General features: G+C 64.4%; 11 protein-coding genes. All 11 read right to left on the bottom strand.

The window, feature by feature from the left end; translation table 11 throughout:
- Positions 1-257: 257 nt before the first annotated feature.
- Positions 258-2561 carry an EAL domain-containing protein gene (locus PP1Y_RS17015; RefSeq protein ID WP_007011111.1) on the bottom strand — a complete coding sequence of 768 codons (2304 nt, stop codon included), beginning with the start codon at positions 2559-2561 and terminating at the stop codon, positions 258-260.
- A 229-nt stretch (positions 2562-2790) separates the two neighbouring features.
- The gene (locus PP1Y_RS17010; protein WP_013833328.1) at positions 2791-4686 is read right to left on the bottom strand and encodes an XrtA/PEP-CTERM system amidotransferase; all 1896 of its coding nucleotides are present in this window, start codon (positions 4684-4686) and stop codon (positions 2791-2793) included.
- 12 nt (positions 4687-4698) lie between these two features.
- Positions 4699-6249 (bottom strand): exosortase A, encoded by a 1551-nt coding sequence (gene xrtA / locus PP1Y_RS17005; protein ID WP_013833327.1) that lies wholly within the window; start codon positions 6247-6249, stop codon positions 4699-4701.
- A 1-nt stretch (position 6250) separates the two neighbouring features.
- Positions 6251-7486: a TIGR03087 family PEP-CTERM/XrtA system glycosyltransferase gene (locus PP1Y_RS17000; RefSeq protein ID WP_013833326.1), complete on the bottom strand. Its 1236-nt coding sequence runs from the start codon at positions 7484-7486 to the stop codon at positions 6251-6253.
- A complete protein-coding gene (locus PP1Y_RS16995; protein WP_013833325.1) occupies positions 7486-8562 on the bottom strand; it encodes a FemAB family XrtA/PEP-CTERM system-associated protein in 1077 nt (358 codons plus the stop codon). Before PP1Y_RS16995 ends, PP1Y_RS17000 begins: the two co-directional genes overlap by 1 nt.
- On the bottom strand, positions 8559-9431 hold the full coding sequence (locus PP1Y_RS16990; RefSeq protein WP_013833324.1) for an XrtA system polysaccharide deacetylase: 873 nt from the start codon (positions 9429-9431) through the stop codon (positions 8559-8561). The genes PP1Y_RS16995 and PP1Y_RS16990 overlap by 4 nt, the downstream gene beginning before the upstream one ends.
- Positions 9432-9471: 40 nt before the next feature.
- The gene (locus PP1Y_RS16985; RefSeq protein ID WP_013833323.1) at positions 9472-10719 is read right to left on the bottom strand and encodes an XrtA/PEP-CTERM system-associated ATPase; all 1248 of its coding nucleotides are present in this window, start codon (positions 10717-10719) and stop codon (positions 9472-9474) included.
- Between the two features lie 20 nt (positions 10720-10739).
- Entirely contained in the window at positions 10740-12494 is a 1755-nt protein-coding gene (locus PP1Y_RS16980; protein WP_041558944.1) for a hypothetical protein, read from the bottom strand.
- The gene (locus tag PP1Y_RS16975; RefSeq protein WP_013833321.1) at positions 12491-13513 is read right to left on the bottom strand and encodes an AAA family ATPase; all 1023 of its coding nucleotides are present in this window, start codon (positions 13511-13513) and stop codon (positions 12491-12493) included. The genes PP1Y_RS16980 and PP1Y_RS16975 overlap by 4 nt, the downstream gene beginning before the upstream one ends.
- 12 nt (positions 13514-13525) lie before the next feature.
- The gene (locus PP1Y_RS16970) at positions 13526-15046 is read right to left on the bottom strand and encodes an XrtA system polysaccharide chain length determinant (RefSeq protein ID WP_013833320.1); all 1521 of its coding nucleotides are present in this window, start codon (positions 15044-15046) and stop codon (positions 13526-13528) included.
- An 18-nt stretch (positions 15047-15064) separates the two neighbouring features.
- Positions 15065-15709: an XrtA/PEP-CTERM system exopolysaccharide export protein gene (locus tag PP1Y_RS16965; protein ID WP_007011121.1), complete on the bottom strand. Its 645-nt coding sequence runs from the start codon at positions 15707-15709 to the stop codon at positions 15065-15067.
- Positions 15710-15856: the final 147 nt, after the last annotated feature.

Raw genomic sequence — 15856 nt, 5'->3', positions numbered from 1 at the left:
GGCCAGAGCGCTTAATCACGGATTTAAATATATCCGTTAAATACCTGATTCAGAGCGATAAATGCTTAGAAACGGGTATTGAAAGACGCCGCGACCTGCCGAGACATTTACTCCCGAAGAGGTCGCCGACTGTCCGATTTTTAGCGACCGAAGCCGCCCCAAAGCCAGCTGTACATTGTATTTCCCCATGTGAACCGCCGCGTTTTTTGCGGCTGCCCATATGGATAACAATGAGTTAAGATGTCAGCAAGACTTTTTTAACCATTCATTCGGGCCTGCTTCCTTTCGATATTATCGATCAGATCAGGAAACGGCACCGGACGACTGACGTAGTAGCCCTGGATGGTGTCGCATCCCATGCCCTTGAGAATCTCGAGCGCGGTCCCGGTTTCCACCCCTTCAGCAACGACAATGCGATCGAGTGAATGGGCCATTTCGATGATCGACTGGACGAGCAGGTAGTCCTCCTTGTTCGCTTCCATGGCCTGGATGAAGACCTTGTCGATCTTAACCTCTGCGGCCGGGAGGTAGCGCAAGTAGTCGATCGTCGCATTGCCCGTGCCGAAATCATCGATCGACAAGCGCAGCCCGGACTGGACCAGGCGCTGGAGCATCTGGAACGTTCGCGAACTGCGATCGAGACGATCGGTCTCGGTGATTTCCAGGACCAGCTTCTCCGGCGGCAGACCGTGCGCGGCGAGAATCTCTGAAATCATTCCCGGAAGGCCCGGATTGCGCAGCAATTGCGCCGAAATGTTGACCGACATCGAGAAGTCGTAGCCCAGCCGCGCGAGGTTGACGGCAGAACGCACCGCTTCGTTGACGACGAAGCGGGTTATGCGTTCGATCCGGTGGAATTCCTCGGCAATGCGGATGAACTTGTCCGGGCTGATCGGTCCACGTTCCGGGTGCGTCCAGCGCACCAACGCCTCAGCACCGGCAATGCGATTGGACTTCACGTCAAGCTTGGGCTGATAGGCGACCCAGACTTCGCCATTGTCGATAGCGCGATCGAGCTGGGTCAGAAGCGAAAGTTCCCACTGCGCCTCATGACGGCGGCTATCGTGCTGATAGACGAGTTCGTCGTTGCGAACCGCTTCCTCTGCCGACTGCATCGCGCTTGCCACGCGGCTGGAGACCGTCCGGTCGAACTCTGAATCGATGCCGCAGTTGAAGGAGAGGTCGATATCCATGCCGCTGACCTGAATGCCGTTCTGAACGATGCGATGCAGCCCCTCAAGGTTCTCGAAGAGATCGAACGTACTGCGAATGTTCGACAGCCACAGGAACATGCCGCTTTCATGATAGACGGTCACGTCGTGATCGCTGATGCGGATACGCCGCACGATTTCATGCGCGACTTGCGCCTCCACATGCTCGGCAAAGCTACCAATGATGGCTCCGTAATTGCGAATCTTCAGTGCAACCAGGATCTTGGTGGACATCGCGTCGAAATTGCGCAGTGCCTGCACACTCGGGAGCCCCGAGCCCGCATTGGTCTCTCCCGCGACCTCCACGCGATCGAGGTTACGCATGCGGAAGACCGCCACGGCGGCAACGGCAAGCGCAGGAAATATATCCACCTTGATGTTTACATAATTCAGTACGAATGGCGCCGCGATCAGGACCAGCGCTAGACCCGAAAAGCGGTAAACGTCGAAGACGCGACCACGCCCAAAGCCGGAAATCACAATGGCGCAAACAAGCAGGAATGGAGGAATCCAGCCCACATCCATCGGCAATCCGCGCTTTAGTGTCTCAGCCGCGATAGCGTGGAAATAGCCGCCTGGTGCGTACCCCTGCCCGCCGGGCAATGGATGAATGTCGTTATATGCGATCGACCCGGGTGCAATGATGACATCCTTCCCGGCGACGTTCGATTTCTCGAAGTCTCCGCGAAGCACATCTATGTAGCTGCTGGTGGGTATTGTCCGATAGTCGATCGAATAGTCGGGCTGAAAAAGGAGATCGGGCCCTTGCTCCACCCCTGCGATTGCAGCCGGCAAACTAGGAATTACCCCAATCGCACTATTCGACGAATACGGCCAACTTACATTGAGGTTGAAGGGATGATGCAAGGCCAGGGCGGACACCACCTTGGCATTCTCCCTGAAAGTCACGGACGGCAAAACGCTTGCGTGATTACCGCCTGCGCCGTCGCTGCTGGGCATGGCACTGAGAAAGACCTGCCCAGGGTGCTTCTTCAGCACATCGACGAATTGCTTATTACCGTTGTCAGAATCGTCGTAACGCAACCCACGATCGAAGAAAACGCGCTTTGCGCCAGCCGCGAAGAGCGCTGCGGTCACCTTGGCGTCTTCAGCCCTGGTCACATCAATGGCACCAAGCTCGTCAAGCGTTCGACTGTCTTGGAGAACGAGCGCAATTTCTCCGTTCGAGGGATGCCGCCGTAGATAATCGCGTATACTGCCAATCACATCCTCGACCGGCAGGCCGACACCCGAAACGCCGCACAGAACGCCGGTCAGCGTCGCCCAGAAGACGATGCGGAAGCGGGCATTGCTCCAGAACTTGCGGAAACGGGCCTTGAGATCGGTCATTTCGGCCTCACCCTTGGTGCCGACGCATCAACGGACGGCAGATACGCGTCAGCGCTGCGGGAATCGTCCGCTTTTTCCGCCCGAGAATCGTAGACCTTGACCTTCATACACGTCCTTCGATGACGCTTCTCAGGGATGGCCTAGAGTAAATGTCCTAAGATTGGGTGTAGTTAATTCCCGGCTTTTACACAGGCAGGAATACACCGTTTCGTCCAGCACGCAGGCGGGTTCAGGCAATACCCAACTTGGTAAATGCCTTCTCAAGCATCAGCAACTGCCAGAGCAGCCGGGAATTGTCCGAAGTTCCCGCCAGATGCGCATCGACCAGGCCCGACAGGCGACGGCTGTCGAACCAGCCGGTTCGCGCCAGCTGGGGACTGGAACAGGCATCCCGGGCAACCTGGGCGAGCGGACCGCGAAACCACTGGGCAATCGGCGTCACGAAGCCCTGCTTGGGGCGATAAAGGATGTCGTCCGGCAGGAAGCGCCGCATCGTGCGCTTCATCAGCCACTTGCCCTGCCCGCTGCGCACGCGCATCGATTCGGGCAGGCTGGCGGCGAATTCGATCAATCGGTGATCGAGCAAGGGCTCGCGCGCTTCAAGGCTGACCGCCATGCTCGTACGGTCGACCTTGGTCAGGATATCCCCCGGAAGCCACGCCTTGAGGTCCGCATATTGCGCGCGGTCCAGCCCCGAGCGCGCGGGCGCGCCGCGCATCAGTTCCAGCAGCGGTGTCTCGGCCCGGTAGTCCCCGCGAAGTCGCAGGTATTCCGGGGAATAGAGGCTTTCGCGCAGTTCCGGCGAAGTGAAGCCGATCGCACGCGCATAGCCCTCGGCTGAATCGCCCGCGAGCGAAAGCAGCGTCGTCTTTGCCCGCAGGGGCCGCGGCGCCCAGTCAGCCTTGGGATAGATCGCACCCAGCCCTCCGAACACCGGACCGCGCACCGATTGCGGCAGAAGCGCGCGAACGCGATCCTCGCCGTGCTGGAAAAGGTGCCGGCGATAACCGGCAAGCGCTTCGTCCGCGCCGTCACCGGACAGAGCGACTGTCACGCTTTCGCGTGCAAGCTGGCACACCCGCCAAGTCGGCAGCGCCGAGGCATCGGCGAATGGCTCGTCGAACATGCCCGCCAGCGTATCGATCATCCCGAAGTCGTCCGGGGAGACCTGCCGAGCCTGGTGATCGGTGCCGTAACGCTCCGCGACCTGGCTGGCATATGCTGTCTCGTCGAGCGCGGCGACGTCGAAGCCGATGGAACAGGTGCGCACGGCCTGCGAAGAGGCCTCCGCCATCAGGGCCACCACGCTCGAGCTGTCGACGCCGCCTGAAAGGAATGCCCCGAGCGGGACGTCGGCCACCATGCGCGAAGTCACCGCCTGCCGCATCAGGTGCAGCAATTCGGCCTCGAGGTCCTCAACCTTCCCCTTGCTCCGCTCGGCGAAGGAGACGTCCCAGTACTGCCGGGGCGCAGGCAACGGCTTGCCGTGCTGGAGAAGCAGCGAATGGCCCGCGGGAAGCTTCATGACCCCTTTGATCATCGAGCGACTGTCCGGCACGTAGCCCCAGGCCAGGTAATCCTCCACGGCCAAGGGATCGACGTCCCGCCGCAGCAGGGGATGCGCCAGCAGCGCCTTGAGTTCCGAACCGAAAGCGAGGCTGCCGTCGCTCAATGGCGCCATGAACAGGGGCTTCACGCCCAGTCGGTCCCGGGCCAGGAAAAGCGTGCGCGCCTCGCAGTCGTAGATCGCGAAAGCGAACATGCCGTGCAGGCGGCTGACGCATTCGGGGCCCCAGCGCTGCCATGCAGCAAGAATGACCTCGCTGTCGCCGTCGGTATGGAACATCGCGCCGGTCTTGCGCAGTTCCTGGCGCAGCTCGCGGTAGTTGTAGATCTCGCCGTTGAAGACCAGCATCGCGCGGCCATCGCTGGAGGCCATCGGCTGTGGAGAGCCCGCAAGATCGATGATCGACAGGCGTCGATGCCCCAGCCCTACGCCCGGCGCCGTCCAAACCCCGTGCCCGTCAGGCCCGCGATGGACCATCGCATCGCACATCGCCTCGACCCTGGCGGGGTCGACGGGCTTTGGCGTTTCAAGATGATAGATTCCGGCAATGCCGCACATGCACTCGCGTACCTACCGGAGTTGTTCGACGCGGTCCATCCACGCGCCTGGCGGCCCGGTGGATGACAGGAAATGCGATATGGCCTCGGCAGCAGGCTTGGCAGGAGTTTCCTCGGCCGAGACGATCAGCATGGTCGTCGGGCGTCTCCGCAGGAGAAGATGATTGCCGATCACGGCCAGCTTGAGGCGCGCATTGCTGCCTGTGACCAGATCTCCGTTGCGATACCAGGTGACGGCCAGCCGCTCGACCTTGCCGGCGCCGAGCAGTCGCTCGCTCCTGCCCTCCGGGAAGGCCCTGCCCGGGCTCTGCCAAGCCCAGGCACTGTCCGGCATCAGCGCGCCCTGCCCGAATCCTCCGGCTTCGCGCCCTTCCCCCTGCGACGCATAGAGCGCCAGGAACACATCGACCTTGCGCCCCTCGCCGTCGACATAGCTTCCGAGCAGGCGATGATCGGCGCCGGACGCCTGCGGTTCCCACCAGATCGACGGCGAATAGTCCGCGCGCGTCCAGCCGGAGACCGCAGGAAGCTCTATTTGCGGCGGCAGGGGCGCGGCAATCCGATCGGCTCCATAGGCCCAGCCACGTGCGAGGAGCATCAGCGCAACAAGGCCCAGCAGCGCGAACGCAGGCCGCACCTGCATTGCGGAAAGGCGACCTACCAGCCTGCTGCGGCCTATCGCTTCGGCATCGATCATCGGATCTGCCAGCGGTCGGTCGAAAAACCGCCAGGCGCCAAGGATCACGAGCCCCAGCACGATGGCGAAAAAGAACCAGCCATAGACAATGTGATCGAAACCTGCCGCCACGTCCGCGCCGAACCACTGTGCGGCGTAGATCGTGCCCCATGCCCTTACGCCATTGGCAAGGATCGGCACGAGCACACAGGCCCCGACCATGACGATCCGGCGCGGCCAGCTGATGAAGCAGACATTGGCAGTGAGCACGCCGAACGCGACCATAGCGATCAGGAACTTCACGCCCGAACAGGCTTCCGCCACTTCGAACAGGCCTGCAGGGGTATCGATGAAGACGCCGTCGATGACCGCCGGGATCCCGCTCAGATGGGTGAGCGCAACGGTGATATCGGCAGTGATCATCTGCAGAATGGTCACCAGTTCCTCGCCCAGCGGGACGAGGAAGGCGAGGTAGCAAAGCGGGAAGAGCAACCCGGCGCTGACCTGCGGCCCCAGCAGCAGCGGGACGCTTGCGCCGAGCATGGCGATAGCCCCGGCCTGGCGCGCAAGGTCCAGTCCCGACATCGCGCCCAGCAACCAGATGAAGGCAGCGCCTCCGAACAGGAGCAGACCCGGCCACCAGCATTGTGGCGCAATCTTGCGCAGTTCGCCCCAGCGCTGCCAGACCAGCCAGCCGAGGATCGGCGGGATCAGAAGAACATGATTGTATGTGGAAATGTCCCACCACTGACGTGCCATCGCCGCCCAGTCCGCAGCGAACGTGAAGACCAGAACGAGCCAGACTCCCGCCAGTCGCAGCAGCGGCCCGCGCCAGCTTTCAGGGATCGGACTTTCGCCGAAATTGAGAACGGCAGCCAAGGAACGCATGTCAGGCAACCGCGTTCATTCGGGCATCGGAGCCCCCGATGAATTCGGGCAAGCGTGCAAGCGCGGCCGGCCAGCTTGCGTTCTCGACGATCCAACGGCGTGCCGCCGATCCCTTGGCCTGCCTGCGCGCGGCGCTCTGGGAAATGGCAAGGATCGCCCCTGCCATCGCGGCGTCGCCATCGGCAATGCGAAAGTCGCGCCCATTGACGGCATCGATACCGTTGGCCGCTCCGGGCGTGAGAATCACCGGCAATTCCATCGCCATCGCTTCAAGCACCTTGTTCTGCACGCCGCGCGCGATCTCCAACGGCACCAGCGCGAGATCCGCACCTGCAAGCCACGGGCGAATATCGTCGACGCGTCCCCAGATCCGCGTGCCGTTCACGCCATCGCGCGCTAGCAATGCGTCGACCGGATTGCGCCCCACGACATGCAGGGTCGCATGTCCGCAAGCCGAGCGGACGGCGGGCATGATGCGGTCGATGGCCCGCAGCACCGCAGCCACATTGGGCGCGTAATCCATTTGCCCGGTAAAGATGATGCGGGGACCGCCCGACTGCACGATGCGCGGCTCAGGCTTAACCACGGCCGGGTCGAAATACGTGCTGTCGAGACCATTGCCCATCGCGTGGACCTTTGCACTTGCCGCAAGGTCCGGCGGCAGTCGCGAAAGCAGCAATTCGGCTTCGAGGGGACTGATCAGCAGGCTTGCATCGGCGCGGCGGACGATGCGCGCTTCTTCCGCGCCGAGGACGCGGCCTTCGCGCCGATCGATCCAGCTGCGCAGGCCCTTTGCGTTGGCTCCATAGGCGTCGAACTTGGCCGAATCGACGTCGACCAGATCCGCCACGACGCGGCCGGTGAAGGTGCCGGGCACATATTGCGCCATCTGCCCCGAAAAAACGTAGATGACGTCGATGTCCCGGTCGCGCAGCGTGTCGCGCACCCAGGCCTTCAGGCGACGGTCGTGAAAGGCGGTGAGGCTGACCGGCTTGCCGCCAGAAAGGGCCTCGAACGCGGCAAGCGGCAGGGGCTTCGTCCGGCGCAGCAGCCGATGGCTGGCCGCAATCGCCGCGAGATCCGCTTCGCTGGCAAAGTCCTGCTCGTCGTCGGCGAAAGTGGCGACATGGACGGGAGCCATGCCGGCCAATGCCTTGAGAACATGGTGCGAGCGGATCTTGTCGCCCCGGTCGGGAGGGAACGGAATGCGGTGGGACAGGAACAGGATCTCGCCCATCAGCCGATCCCCCGGGCAATCAGCGGCCCAAGGCGATTGGCAATGCCCAGCGGCAGTTTCTGCCAGAGCGCGATCTGCAGCGACAGCTTGGCGCTGGCCGGGTCGGCCTCGCGCGCTCGGGCTCCGGGAGCGGTCCAGCTGGCATAAGTCAGCGCTTCGGGCTCGAAGCCCCAGTTGCGCTTGAAATGATAGGCTCCGCTTCCGGTCTTGGACCGGCCGAAGTCGAACGCAGTGCACCCGCGGCGGCGGGCGTGGAGCATGAGCTCGAAGTACATCCGGTCGTTCGCGCGCAGGCGCCGCGCCTCCCGGGTGCCTCCGCCCCAATAGGGCATCGCCGCGCCCCGGTGATAGACCGTGATCACGCTGGCGAGAGGACGTCCTTCGTGCCGGACGGTCAGGATGTCCGCATCCTCGCCGAAAGCATCGACGACGGCGTCGAGCAACCCGCGCGGGAATACCGGCGTGCCCAGATTGCGATAACTCTCGGCAAAGACCGCATAGTGCGCAGCCCGGTCGCGCTCGGAGGTGCCGATCTCGACAGTCAGGTCGTTCGCGAGCGACTTGCGGACTTCGGCGCGCTGCTTGCGCGGGACCGTGAGCAATTCCGCCTCGTCGTCCGCCGCCAGGGGCCGGGCGAAGTTGCAGTGCGATTCGCTCTTGAGCACCCAGCCCTGCCCCGCGTCGGGAAGTGCGCCGCCGCGCAGCTCGATTGTCGGGCAGGAGAGACGCAGCGCCAGTTCCTCGGCAGCGCGCAGCACCTCTGCAGGCTCGGCGCCGTCGTCCGCCAGCAAGCCGCCGCCGACGGCAAAGCCGCTGGAGGCCAGCATGTTTCCGAAGATGGGCGAATGGATCGCACTGAGCGGAAGGAACGCAACGATCTCGCCATGCCGCTCCTGCACCAGTGCGAACGCGCGGTTTCCGGTGGCGCGGGCGGTGGCCACGAACCAGGCCGGACGATGGAAGGGCGTAGCTTGCGGATGCGCCGCGACATAGCCTTCGAGCCGAGCGATCTCGCCCGGATCGGCCAGGTCGGCCAGCCGCACCTGTGCGCGGGTCGGGGCGAAGGGTGCGTTCACGCCGCCAGCGCCATGGCCCTGTCCGATTCGCGCGCGGCGAGATCGTCCATGCGGCCCCAGCTGAACTCGTCGATAAGCTGGCGCAGCTTACCCGCCATGACATCGAGATTGGTGTAGTGCCGCAGACGCGAGCGCAGCGGCGCATTCTCGACGCGCGGCTGGTCGGGATCGATTTCCCAGGGGTGGAAGTAGAACACCGCCGGTCGCCCCTCCTCGCGATTCACTTGCCGGATCGCCCAGCGCGAAAAGCCATAGGGCAGGACGCGGAAGAAGCCGCCTCCACCTGCGGCAAGACGGCGTCCGGCGAAAGTCGCGGTGGTGACCGGGATCTCGACGAGATCGCTGCCTGCCAGCGGATGAAAGGCGAAGCGCGGCGCCTCGCGCCAGCCGTAGTGATCGTGGGCGATAGGCGCGACACTGGAGCTGTAGGCATAGCCCTGCACAGCCAGCACCTCGAAAGCCCATGCCGTGCGCGCATCGATGGAGAAGCTCGGCGCCCGGTAGCCGGTTACAGCGACCCCGGCGGCGTCCTCAATGGCCTTGCGGCTGCGTTCGAGATCGCGCGCGAAGCCGTCTGCGCCAAGGCGGAAGACGCGCTCATGGTCCCAGCCATGGCTTGCCACTTCATGCCCTTCGGCCGCGATGCGGCGCATCAGCGGACCGTGACGCTCGGCCACCCAGCCCAGCGTGAAGAAAGTCCCCTTAACGCCCGCATCGCAGAACATTTCAAGGATGGTATCGCAATTGCGCTCGACCCGGTCCGCCAGCCTGGACCAGTCATCACGCGCGATGACGGTTTCGAAGGCGCCGACCTGGAACCAGTCCTCGACATCGACCGAGAGACCGTTGATCTGGGGACTGGCGGGCATCGGGCTCACTCCGGTCATGCGCGGACGAAGGCTGGGGCTCTCAGGCAGCGCGGCGCTGGCCCTCGCCGCCTTCGATCCACTCAATCAGCATCGTCAGGGTATGGCGCAGCATGCGGTCATGCTCGGCAAGGCGCGCCTCGAGATCCGAGACATGGCCGGACATCGCCTGAAGCTGCGCTTCGAGCGACGCCACTTGCGCCTGCCCGGCATCGGCAGCTTCATGCTCGCGCGCTTCGGCCGCCATCGCGAGTTCGAGCACGGCCTGTTGCAGTTCAGTGATCTGGGCGTCGCGGTCGGCCATTGCAGCTTCGATGATCGCGGCGACTTCATCGCTGTCGATGCCGCCCGGGACAGCTTCCGTGCGTGCTTCTTCCCCGCGCGGCGAAACCGCGGGTTCGGCCGCCTCGCCCTGCATTGCAGCGGCCTCGGGCTCGGCCTCGGGCTCGGGAGCCTTGCGGCTCACAAGCGAGATCGAACCGTCCGCGTCCAGTTCGGCAAGGACCTGAGCCAGAACCTCGCCGTCGATGACGCAACGCTGCTCGACCGCACCCAGCAGCAGCAGGCGATTGACGAGCTGGTTGATGCGCCGGGGCACGCCGCCGGTCGCCTCGAAGATCCCGGCGAAAACTTGCGCATCGAACTGCGGATTGCCCTGCCAGCCCACGCAGCCAAGGCGGTGTTCGATATAGGCCTGCACTTCGTCGGCCTGCATCGCCTCGAGGTGGTGGGTGGCAATGACGCGCTGGCGCAGCTGCTCCAGTTCCCCGCTCTCCAGCAAGGTCGAGCGGAATTCGGGCTGGCCAAGCAGAAGCGTCTGCAGCAGCGGATGCGATCCGAGCTGGAAGTTGGAAAGCATGCGCAGCTCTTCGAGCGCAGAGACAGTGAGATTCTGCGCCTCGTCGACGATCAGCAGGCAGCGGCGGCCCTGGCGCGCTTCCTCATGCAGGAAGCCTTCGATCGCGCCCAGCGCCGAGGCCTTGTCGTGCCCGGCGACCGCAAGCCCGAAAGCCTGCGCGACGACATGGACGATCTCCTCGCCATCGAGCGCGCTGGTGACGACTTGCGCCGCAGTCAGGCGGCTGGGATCGATCGTTGCCATGAGGTGCGCGACAAGCGTCGACTTGCCCGCGCCCACTTCGCCGGTGATGACGACGAAGCCTTCACCCTGGGCGAGGCCATAGCCGAGGTAGGACAGCGCCTTGCGGTGCGTCCGGCTCTCGAAATAGAACGCCGGATCGGGCGTCAATTGGAACGGGCGGCTCTCGAACCCGTAGAAATCGTCGAACATCTCTCGTCCTCCTTGGGACTTCAGAACGCGTACCGCAGGCCGACCAGGGCCGATGCGGTCCAGATATCGTCAATGGAAGGATCGTCGCGGGTCGCCCCGTTGATCCCGAGCGCCGCAGTTGCCCGCAGGCGCTGTGTAAGCAGGCGGTAATAGGCCGCCGTGGCACCATAGCCGGTCACGTCGCCGACCAGCGGATCGGAACTGGCGATCCAGTTGGCGTAGACATTGGTGCTCCAGCCGGCGTCACGCCCCAGATCACCGCTCAGGTAGGCGGCCAGCCAGTAGCTTTCGTCGATAATGCCATTGGCCGACGCAAGGATCGTGCCTTCGGATGCAAGGAACTTGCGCCGGTCGTAACCTGCGCCGATCCCGGCATTGAGGCGGCCGAGCTTCATCGAATAGCTGGCCGTCACCCCGCGCGAACGGAACGTGGCCGAACGCACCGAACCGAGCGCACCGGCAAGGCAATTGCTGCCTTCCAGCGAATCCACGCAGCCGCGCAGCTGGCCGGTGATCGGATCGCGCACAGCCTCGAAATCGTCAGGCAATTCATCGAGGAAACGATTGAGCTGTCCGCCGAAGCCCGCAACGTTGTCATAGACCGCAACGCTGAGCTGGCTGCGATCGTTGGGCGCATAGGCCAACGTGCCGCCGAAGCTGGTCGCCCCGTAACGGCGCCCGACATGGGCCGAAAGCGACGTGCGGCGGCTTGGCCGCCACATCACCGCGACATCCCAGATCAAGCCTTCGACGTCATAGGCGATCTCACGCGGCGCGCTCTTGTCGGTCCTGTAGCGTCCGTTCCGGCCGATGACCGGGTTCCCGTCCGCATCGCGCACGGCATCGCGGCTGGAGACCTCGACGTCCTCGTATCCGACCGCACCGACAACCTGAACGGTGCGGCTGACCGGCACCGTAACCATGGCGCGCGCCTGCATGTCACGCACGCGCTGGTCGAGGTTGGAGATGTCTTCCTGATAGAAGCTGCCGGCAACGCCCAACCCGACGGGCAGAATCTCGTATGGCGCAACTCCCGCCTCGATGTCGGCCACCTGGGAAACGCTTTCGTCGAAGACGTCGGCCGCTGCGCTGCCCGGGCTGGCGACATAGGCACTGGGCTGTTCGACCTTGGTGTAGCCGGCACGGTAATTGGCATTGATTGCCACATCGCCGGCGCGCGTCGCCACCGAGGGGCCAGCATAGATCGAGTAGATATTCGAGGACGAATTGTCGCCAAAGGTGGAGCTTGCAAGCGCCGATCCGCCGTTCTCGACATTGACCTGGGTAGCCAGTGCCCCGGCCTCCAGCGTCACGCCCGGAGCCACGGTGGCATAGCCGCGCACGATGCCGCTGATCGCATCGCCATCGCGGGCATTGTCGCTCCAGCCGATCTGGCGCTGGTAGCGGATCGAGGCCGAAACCGCATTGCGCTGCCCGGAAATGCTGGCATCCACGCCGACCGCGACTTGCGTGTAGGTCAGCACATCGTCACCCGGCGAAAGCTGGGCGTCGACGATCTGGTCAAGCTCGATATAGGGCTGGATCACCAGGCGGCGTCCGCCCTGCCCCTTGCCGCCGCGCTTGGCAGCCTTGCCGGGCGCGTAAGTCTCGGAGGCCGGACCCTCGGGCGCATCGCCGCCGTCCATGCCGCCGCCACCGGCACCTTCGTATCCAAGCGTCTGTGCGTGCGAGGCGACGGGCAGCGACAAGGCCACCAGCGCAGCCATCGTCGCCAGGCCGATCAGGCCGGTCCGGAGGCGTTGCTTCGCCATCATCCCTTGTACCCGTAGTAAGTGCCGAAACGGCGGCCGCTCGGGCTGAATTGCGCCGCGTTCAGGAGCAGTTGCACATTGGGGCAGCCGTTGAGCAGAGAGATCGCATCCTCCAGCGCGCCCTGCCCGGTGCTGTCCGCGCGCACGATCACCACCGCCTGACCGACATACTTGGCAAGTTCGGCAGCGGGCGAGGCCGCCAGAGCGGGCGGCGAATCGAAGATCACCACGCGATTGGGCGCGCCTTGCGTCAGGCGGTCGAGCACGCGGCGAGTGCGAGAACTGGAAAGGTATTCGCTATCGGTGTTCGAGGTATCGCCGGCCGGCAGCACCCACAGACCGGGAATGTCGGTTCCCAGCACGCAATCGCTGACATCGACGCTCTCATCCATGAGCGCATCCATCAGCCCCGGACCGCCGGGCAGCCCGAGCGCTGAGAGGATCGACGGCTTGGCAAAGTCGGCATCGACGAGAAGAACTTCGCTTTCCTTCTCGGCCGCGATCGAAAGCGCAAGGTTAAGCGCGCAGTAGGTCTTGCCCTCGCCCGGGTGCGGCGAGCTGATGAGCAGGCGCTGCGCGGAAGGACCGGCGTTCTGGCGGCGCAGGTCTGCGCACTGGAGCAGGAGCTGCCGCTTGACGATGCGGAACTCCTCAAGGCTCGCGGTCACTGTCCCTTCGGGCACGATCAGGCCCTGATCGCGCAAACGATCGCGGTCGACAGGATGATGCGTGCCGTGAAATTCGGTGCGTTCCAACGGCTCGGGTATCGGTTGCGGCGCGGGAGCCGCTTCAGCAACTTGTTCAGAAGCCTCGACGGCGGCATGCGCCTGCGGAGCCTGCGCAACTGGCGGCTGATCGACAACGGGCGGCGCCGGCTTGCGGATCCTGCTCACCACATCGGCGGGGATCGGCGCGGGCCTTGCGATCAGGCTGTTGAGATCGAGGCCGCCAGTGGCACGCTCGATCAGCGATCCACCGGAAGCGGCTTTGCCGGGAAGCGGGATGCGGGTGTGCTCGGTCATCGCTCGTTCCCCTCAGGCCACCATGCCGCGCTGGATGAATTCGACCGCGAGCAGCACGACGAAGAGCCCGCAAAGCGCAGCGCTGGCGCCATAGAAGTACTTGAGGCGGCGCTTGCGCAGCGCGCGGGCCGCATCGGTCAGGTTCTGCGAGATCGCGCCGAGCACCGGCAGGCCGATCGAACGCTCCAGTCCGGCTGCCGTCGCGTAGACGGAGCGCACCTTGCCGAGCGCGAAGGCACCCGCGCAGCCACCGCCGATGCCGACGATCAGCACGCCCAGCAGCAGGACCGGGCGATTGGGCGCCACGGGCTTGCGCGGCGTCGTCGGCGGATCGACGACTTCGAACTTCACTGCCTCGCGCTCGGTCTTCACTTCCCCGCGCAGGCGCAGTTCCTCGCGGTCCTGCAGGAGCTTGTCGTACTGAGAGCGCAGCACGTCATAGTCGCGGTTGATACGCTGGGCCTGGCTGGCGAGTTCCGGATTCTGGATCGCCTGCGCGGTCAGCCCGGCAAGGTCGGACTGCAGCGCGGCCTTGCGCGAAATGAGCGCCTGGACATTGGCCTGCCGCTCGGCCCGAATCGACTGCAGGGACGTATAAGCGGGGTTCGGGGCGCCGACGCCGCTGGCCGCTTCCTGCGCGGCCGGGCCTTTGAGCGCGGCAATCTGATTGCGCGCAGCGATCACGTCGGGATGCTCTTCGGTGAGCCCGCGTGCGCGCAGCGAGGCAAGGTTGGACTGAGCCTGCGCCAGGGCCGCCGATGCACCGCCGGCGCTGCCGCCTGGGATGGTTCTGGGCGTACCGGCAAGCTGACCGTCGATGGCCGCAAGCGCAGCCTGCGCGGCAGCCAGATCGGCCTCCACGCCGCGCAGTTCGGCGCGTGAGGATTCAAGCCGCTGCGCGCTGGCTGCCCCGCCCAGTGCGAATTCCGGATGCTCGGCCTCGAAAGCGGTGCGCTTCTGCTCGGCCGATTCCAGTTCCTTCTCGCGTTGGGCAAGCTGCTGGTTCACGAACTCCAGCGTCTCGACCATCTCGCCGCGATTGCCCGAGAGGTTCTCCTCGCGGAAGATGTCGATCAGCTTCTGGGCGATATTCTGGGCAAGCCTGGCGTTTTCCGCATCGGAGAACGAGGAATAGCTGGCGTTCGCCGTGATCTCGAAGAGGTTGTCCTGCTGGCTGATCACCTTGACGTTGTCGGCCAGGGCCAGGACCGCGGCTTCCATCTGCTTGGGCGATTCGATGGTGTCGCCGATGCGCGTCGAGCGCACGACCTTTTCAAGGTTCACCGCGCTCGTCAGGGTCTGGCGGATGCGTTCGATGTCACGCTTCTTGTCGGCCACGCCGATGCCGACCTGCTCCGCCAACGCATCGTCGAGCTGGATGAAAATGCGCGCACGCGATTCGTAGCTGTTGGGGATCAGCGCCACGACCAGCCAGCCCAACAGGCAGATGCCCCAGGCAATGCCCAGGGCAATCCAGCGACGGTGCCAGACGCTGTGGATCGCGGCCAGCAGCTCTTCGTAGAGAGAGTTCATCGCTTGCGCCGGCCCCTCTTAGAACATGCTTTCGGGGATGATGATGACGTCACCGGGGCTGAGCATGACGTTGGCCTTGCTGTCGCCCTTCTTCAGCAGGTCGCCCAGCCGCAGGGCATATTCCTTCTGCTTGCCGGTCGTCTTGTCGAAGCGGATCAGATGCGCCTTGTTGCCCGCCGCGTATTCGGAGAGGCCGCCCACCGCGATCATCGCGTCCAGCACGGTCATATTGGCGCGGTAGGGGATGGAAGCGGGCTTCTCGGTCGCGCCGACGATGCGGATCTGCTGGCTGAAGGTCCCCGCGAACTTGTTGACGATTACCGAGACCAGCGGGTCCTCGATGTACTGCGAAAGCTGCAGGCGTATGTCCTGCGCCAGCATCGAGGGGGTCTTGCCTACCGCGGGCATGTCGGTGATCAGCGGCGTGGTGATGCGCCCGTCGGGACGGACCTGAACTTTCGCGCCCAGCTCGGGGTTGCGCCACACGAAGATGGTCAGCTCATCCAGCGGGCCGATGACATATTCCTCGCCCGGGCCTTCCTGCATGGCAACAAAGGAGGCCGGGGGGAGTTCGGGCGCTGCACCGCCGCTTGCACATCCGCTGAGAGTCACGCCGGCAAGCGCGCAAACGGCGAGCAGGCGAGGCAGACGGCGATACGGCATGGGCACTTCCCTCACTGCGCCGACCCGCCGCAATCCTCACGAGAGCGGCGGACCTGGCGAAATCCGGCTCCCGCTATCGGTCAAAAGGGTGAACATAGCGTTAGCCTTGAGGGACGAATTGGCGGCAGGTCCCGAATCGGGACGCGC

Source organism: Novosphingobium sp. PP1Y (assembly GCF_000253255.1).
In the GTDB taxonomy this organism is placed as follows: Bacteria; Pseudomonadota; Alphaproteobacteria; order Sphingomonadales; family Sphingomonadaceae; genus Novosphingobium.
The sequence above is the reverse complement of the archived record's forward strand: the minus strand, read 5'-3'. Positions and strand labels throughout refer to the sequence as shown.

Excerpts from the sequence above, each read along its gene's own strand:
- PP1Y_RS17015 (WP_007011111.1), bottom strand. The coding sequence starts at position 2,561 with ATGACCGATCTCAAGGCCCGTTTCCGCAAGTTCTGGAGCAATGCCCGC.
- PP1Y_RS17010 (WP_013833328.1), bottom strand. The coding sequence starts at position 4,686 with ATGTGCGGCATTGCCGGAATCTATCATCTTGAAACGCCAAAGCCCGTC.
- xrtA (WP_013833327.1), bottom strand. The coding sequence starts at position 6,249 with ATGCGTTCCTTGGCTGCCGTTCTCAATTTCGGCGAAAGTCCGATCCCT.
- PP1Y_RS17000 (WP_013833326.1), bottom strand. The coding sequence starts at position 7,486 with ATGGGCGAGATCCTGTTCCTGTCCCACCGCATTCCGTTCCCTCCCGAC.
- PP1Y_RS16990 (WP_013833324.1), bottom strand. The coding sequence starts at position 9,431 with ATGCCCGCCAGTCCCCAGATCAACGGTCTCTCGGTCGATGTCGAGGAC.
- PP1Y_RS16985 (WP_013833323.1), bottom strand. The coding sequence starts at position 10,719 with ATGTTCGACGATTTCTACGGGTTCGAGAGCCGCCCGTTCCAATTGACG.
- PP1Y_RS16980 (WP_041558944.1), bottom strand. The coding sequence starts at position 12,494 with ATGATGGCGAAGCAACGCCTCCGGACCGGCCTGATCGGCCTGGCGACG.
- PP1Y_RS16975 (WP_013833321.1), bottom strand. The coding sequence starts at position 13,513 with ATGACCGAGCACACCCGCATCCCGCTTCCCGGCAAAGCCGCTTCCGGT.
- PP1Y_RS16970 (WP_013833320.1), bottom strand. The coding sequence starts at position 15,046 with ATGAACTCTCTCTACGAAGAGCTGCTGGCCGCGATCCACAGCGTCTGG.
- PP1Y_RS16965 (WP_007011121.1), bottom strand. The coding sequence starts at position 15,709 with ATGCCGTATCGCCGTCTGCCTCGCCTGCTCGCCGTTTGCGCGCTTGCC.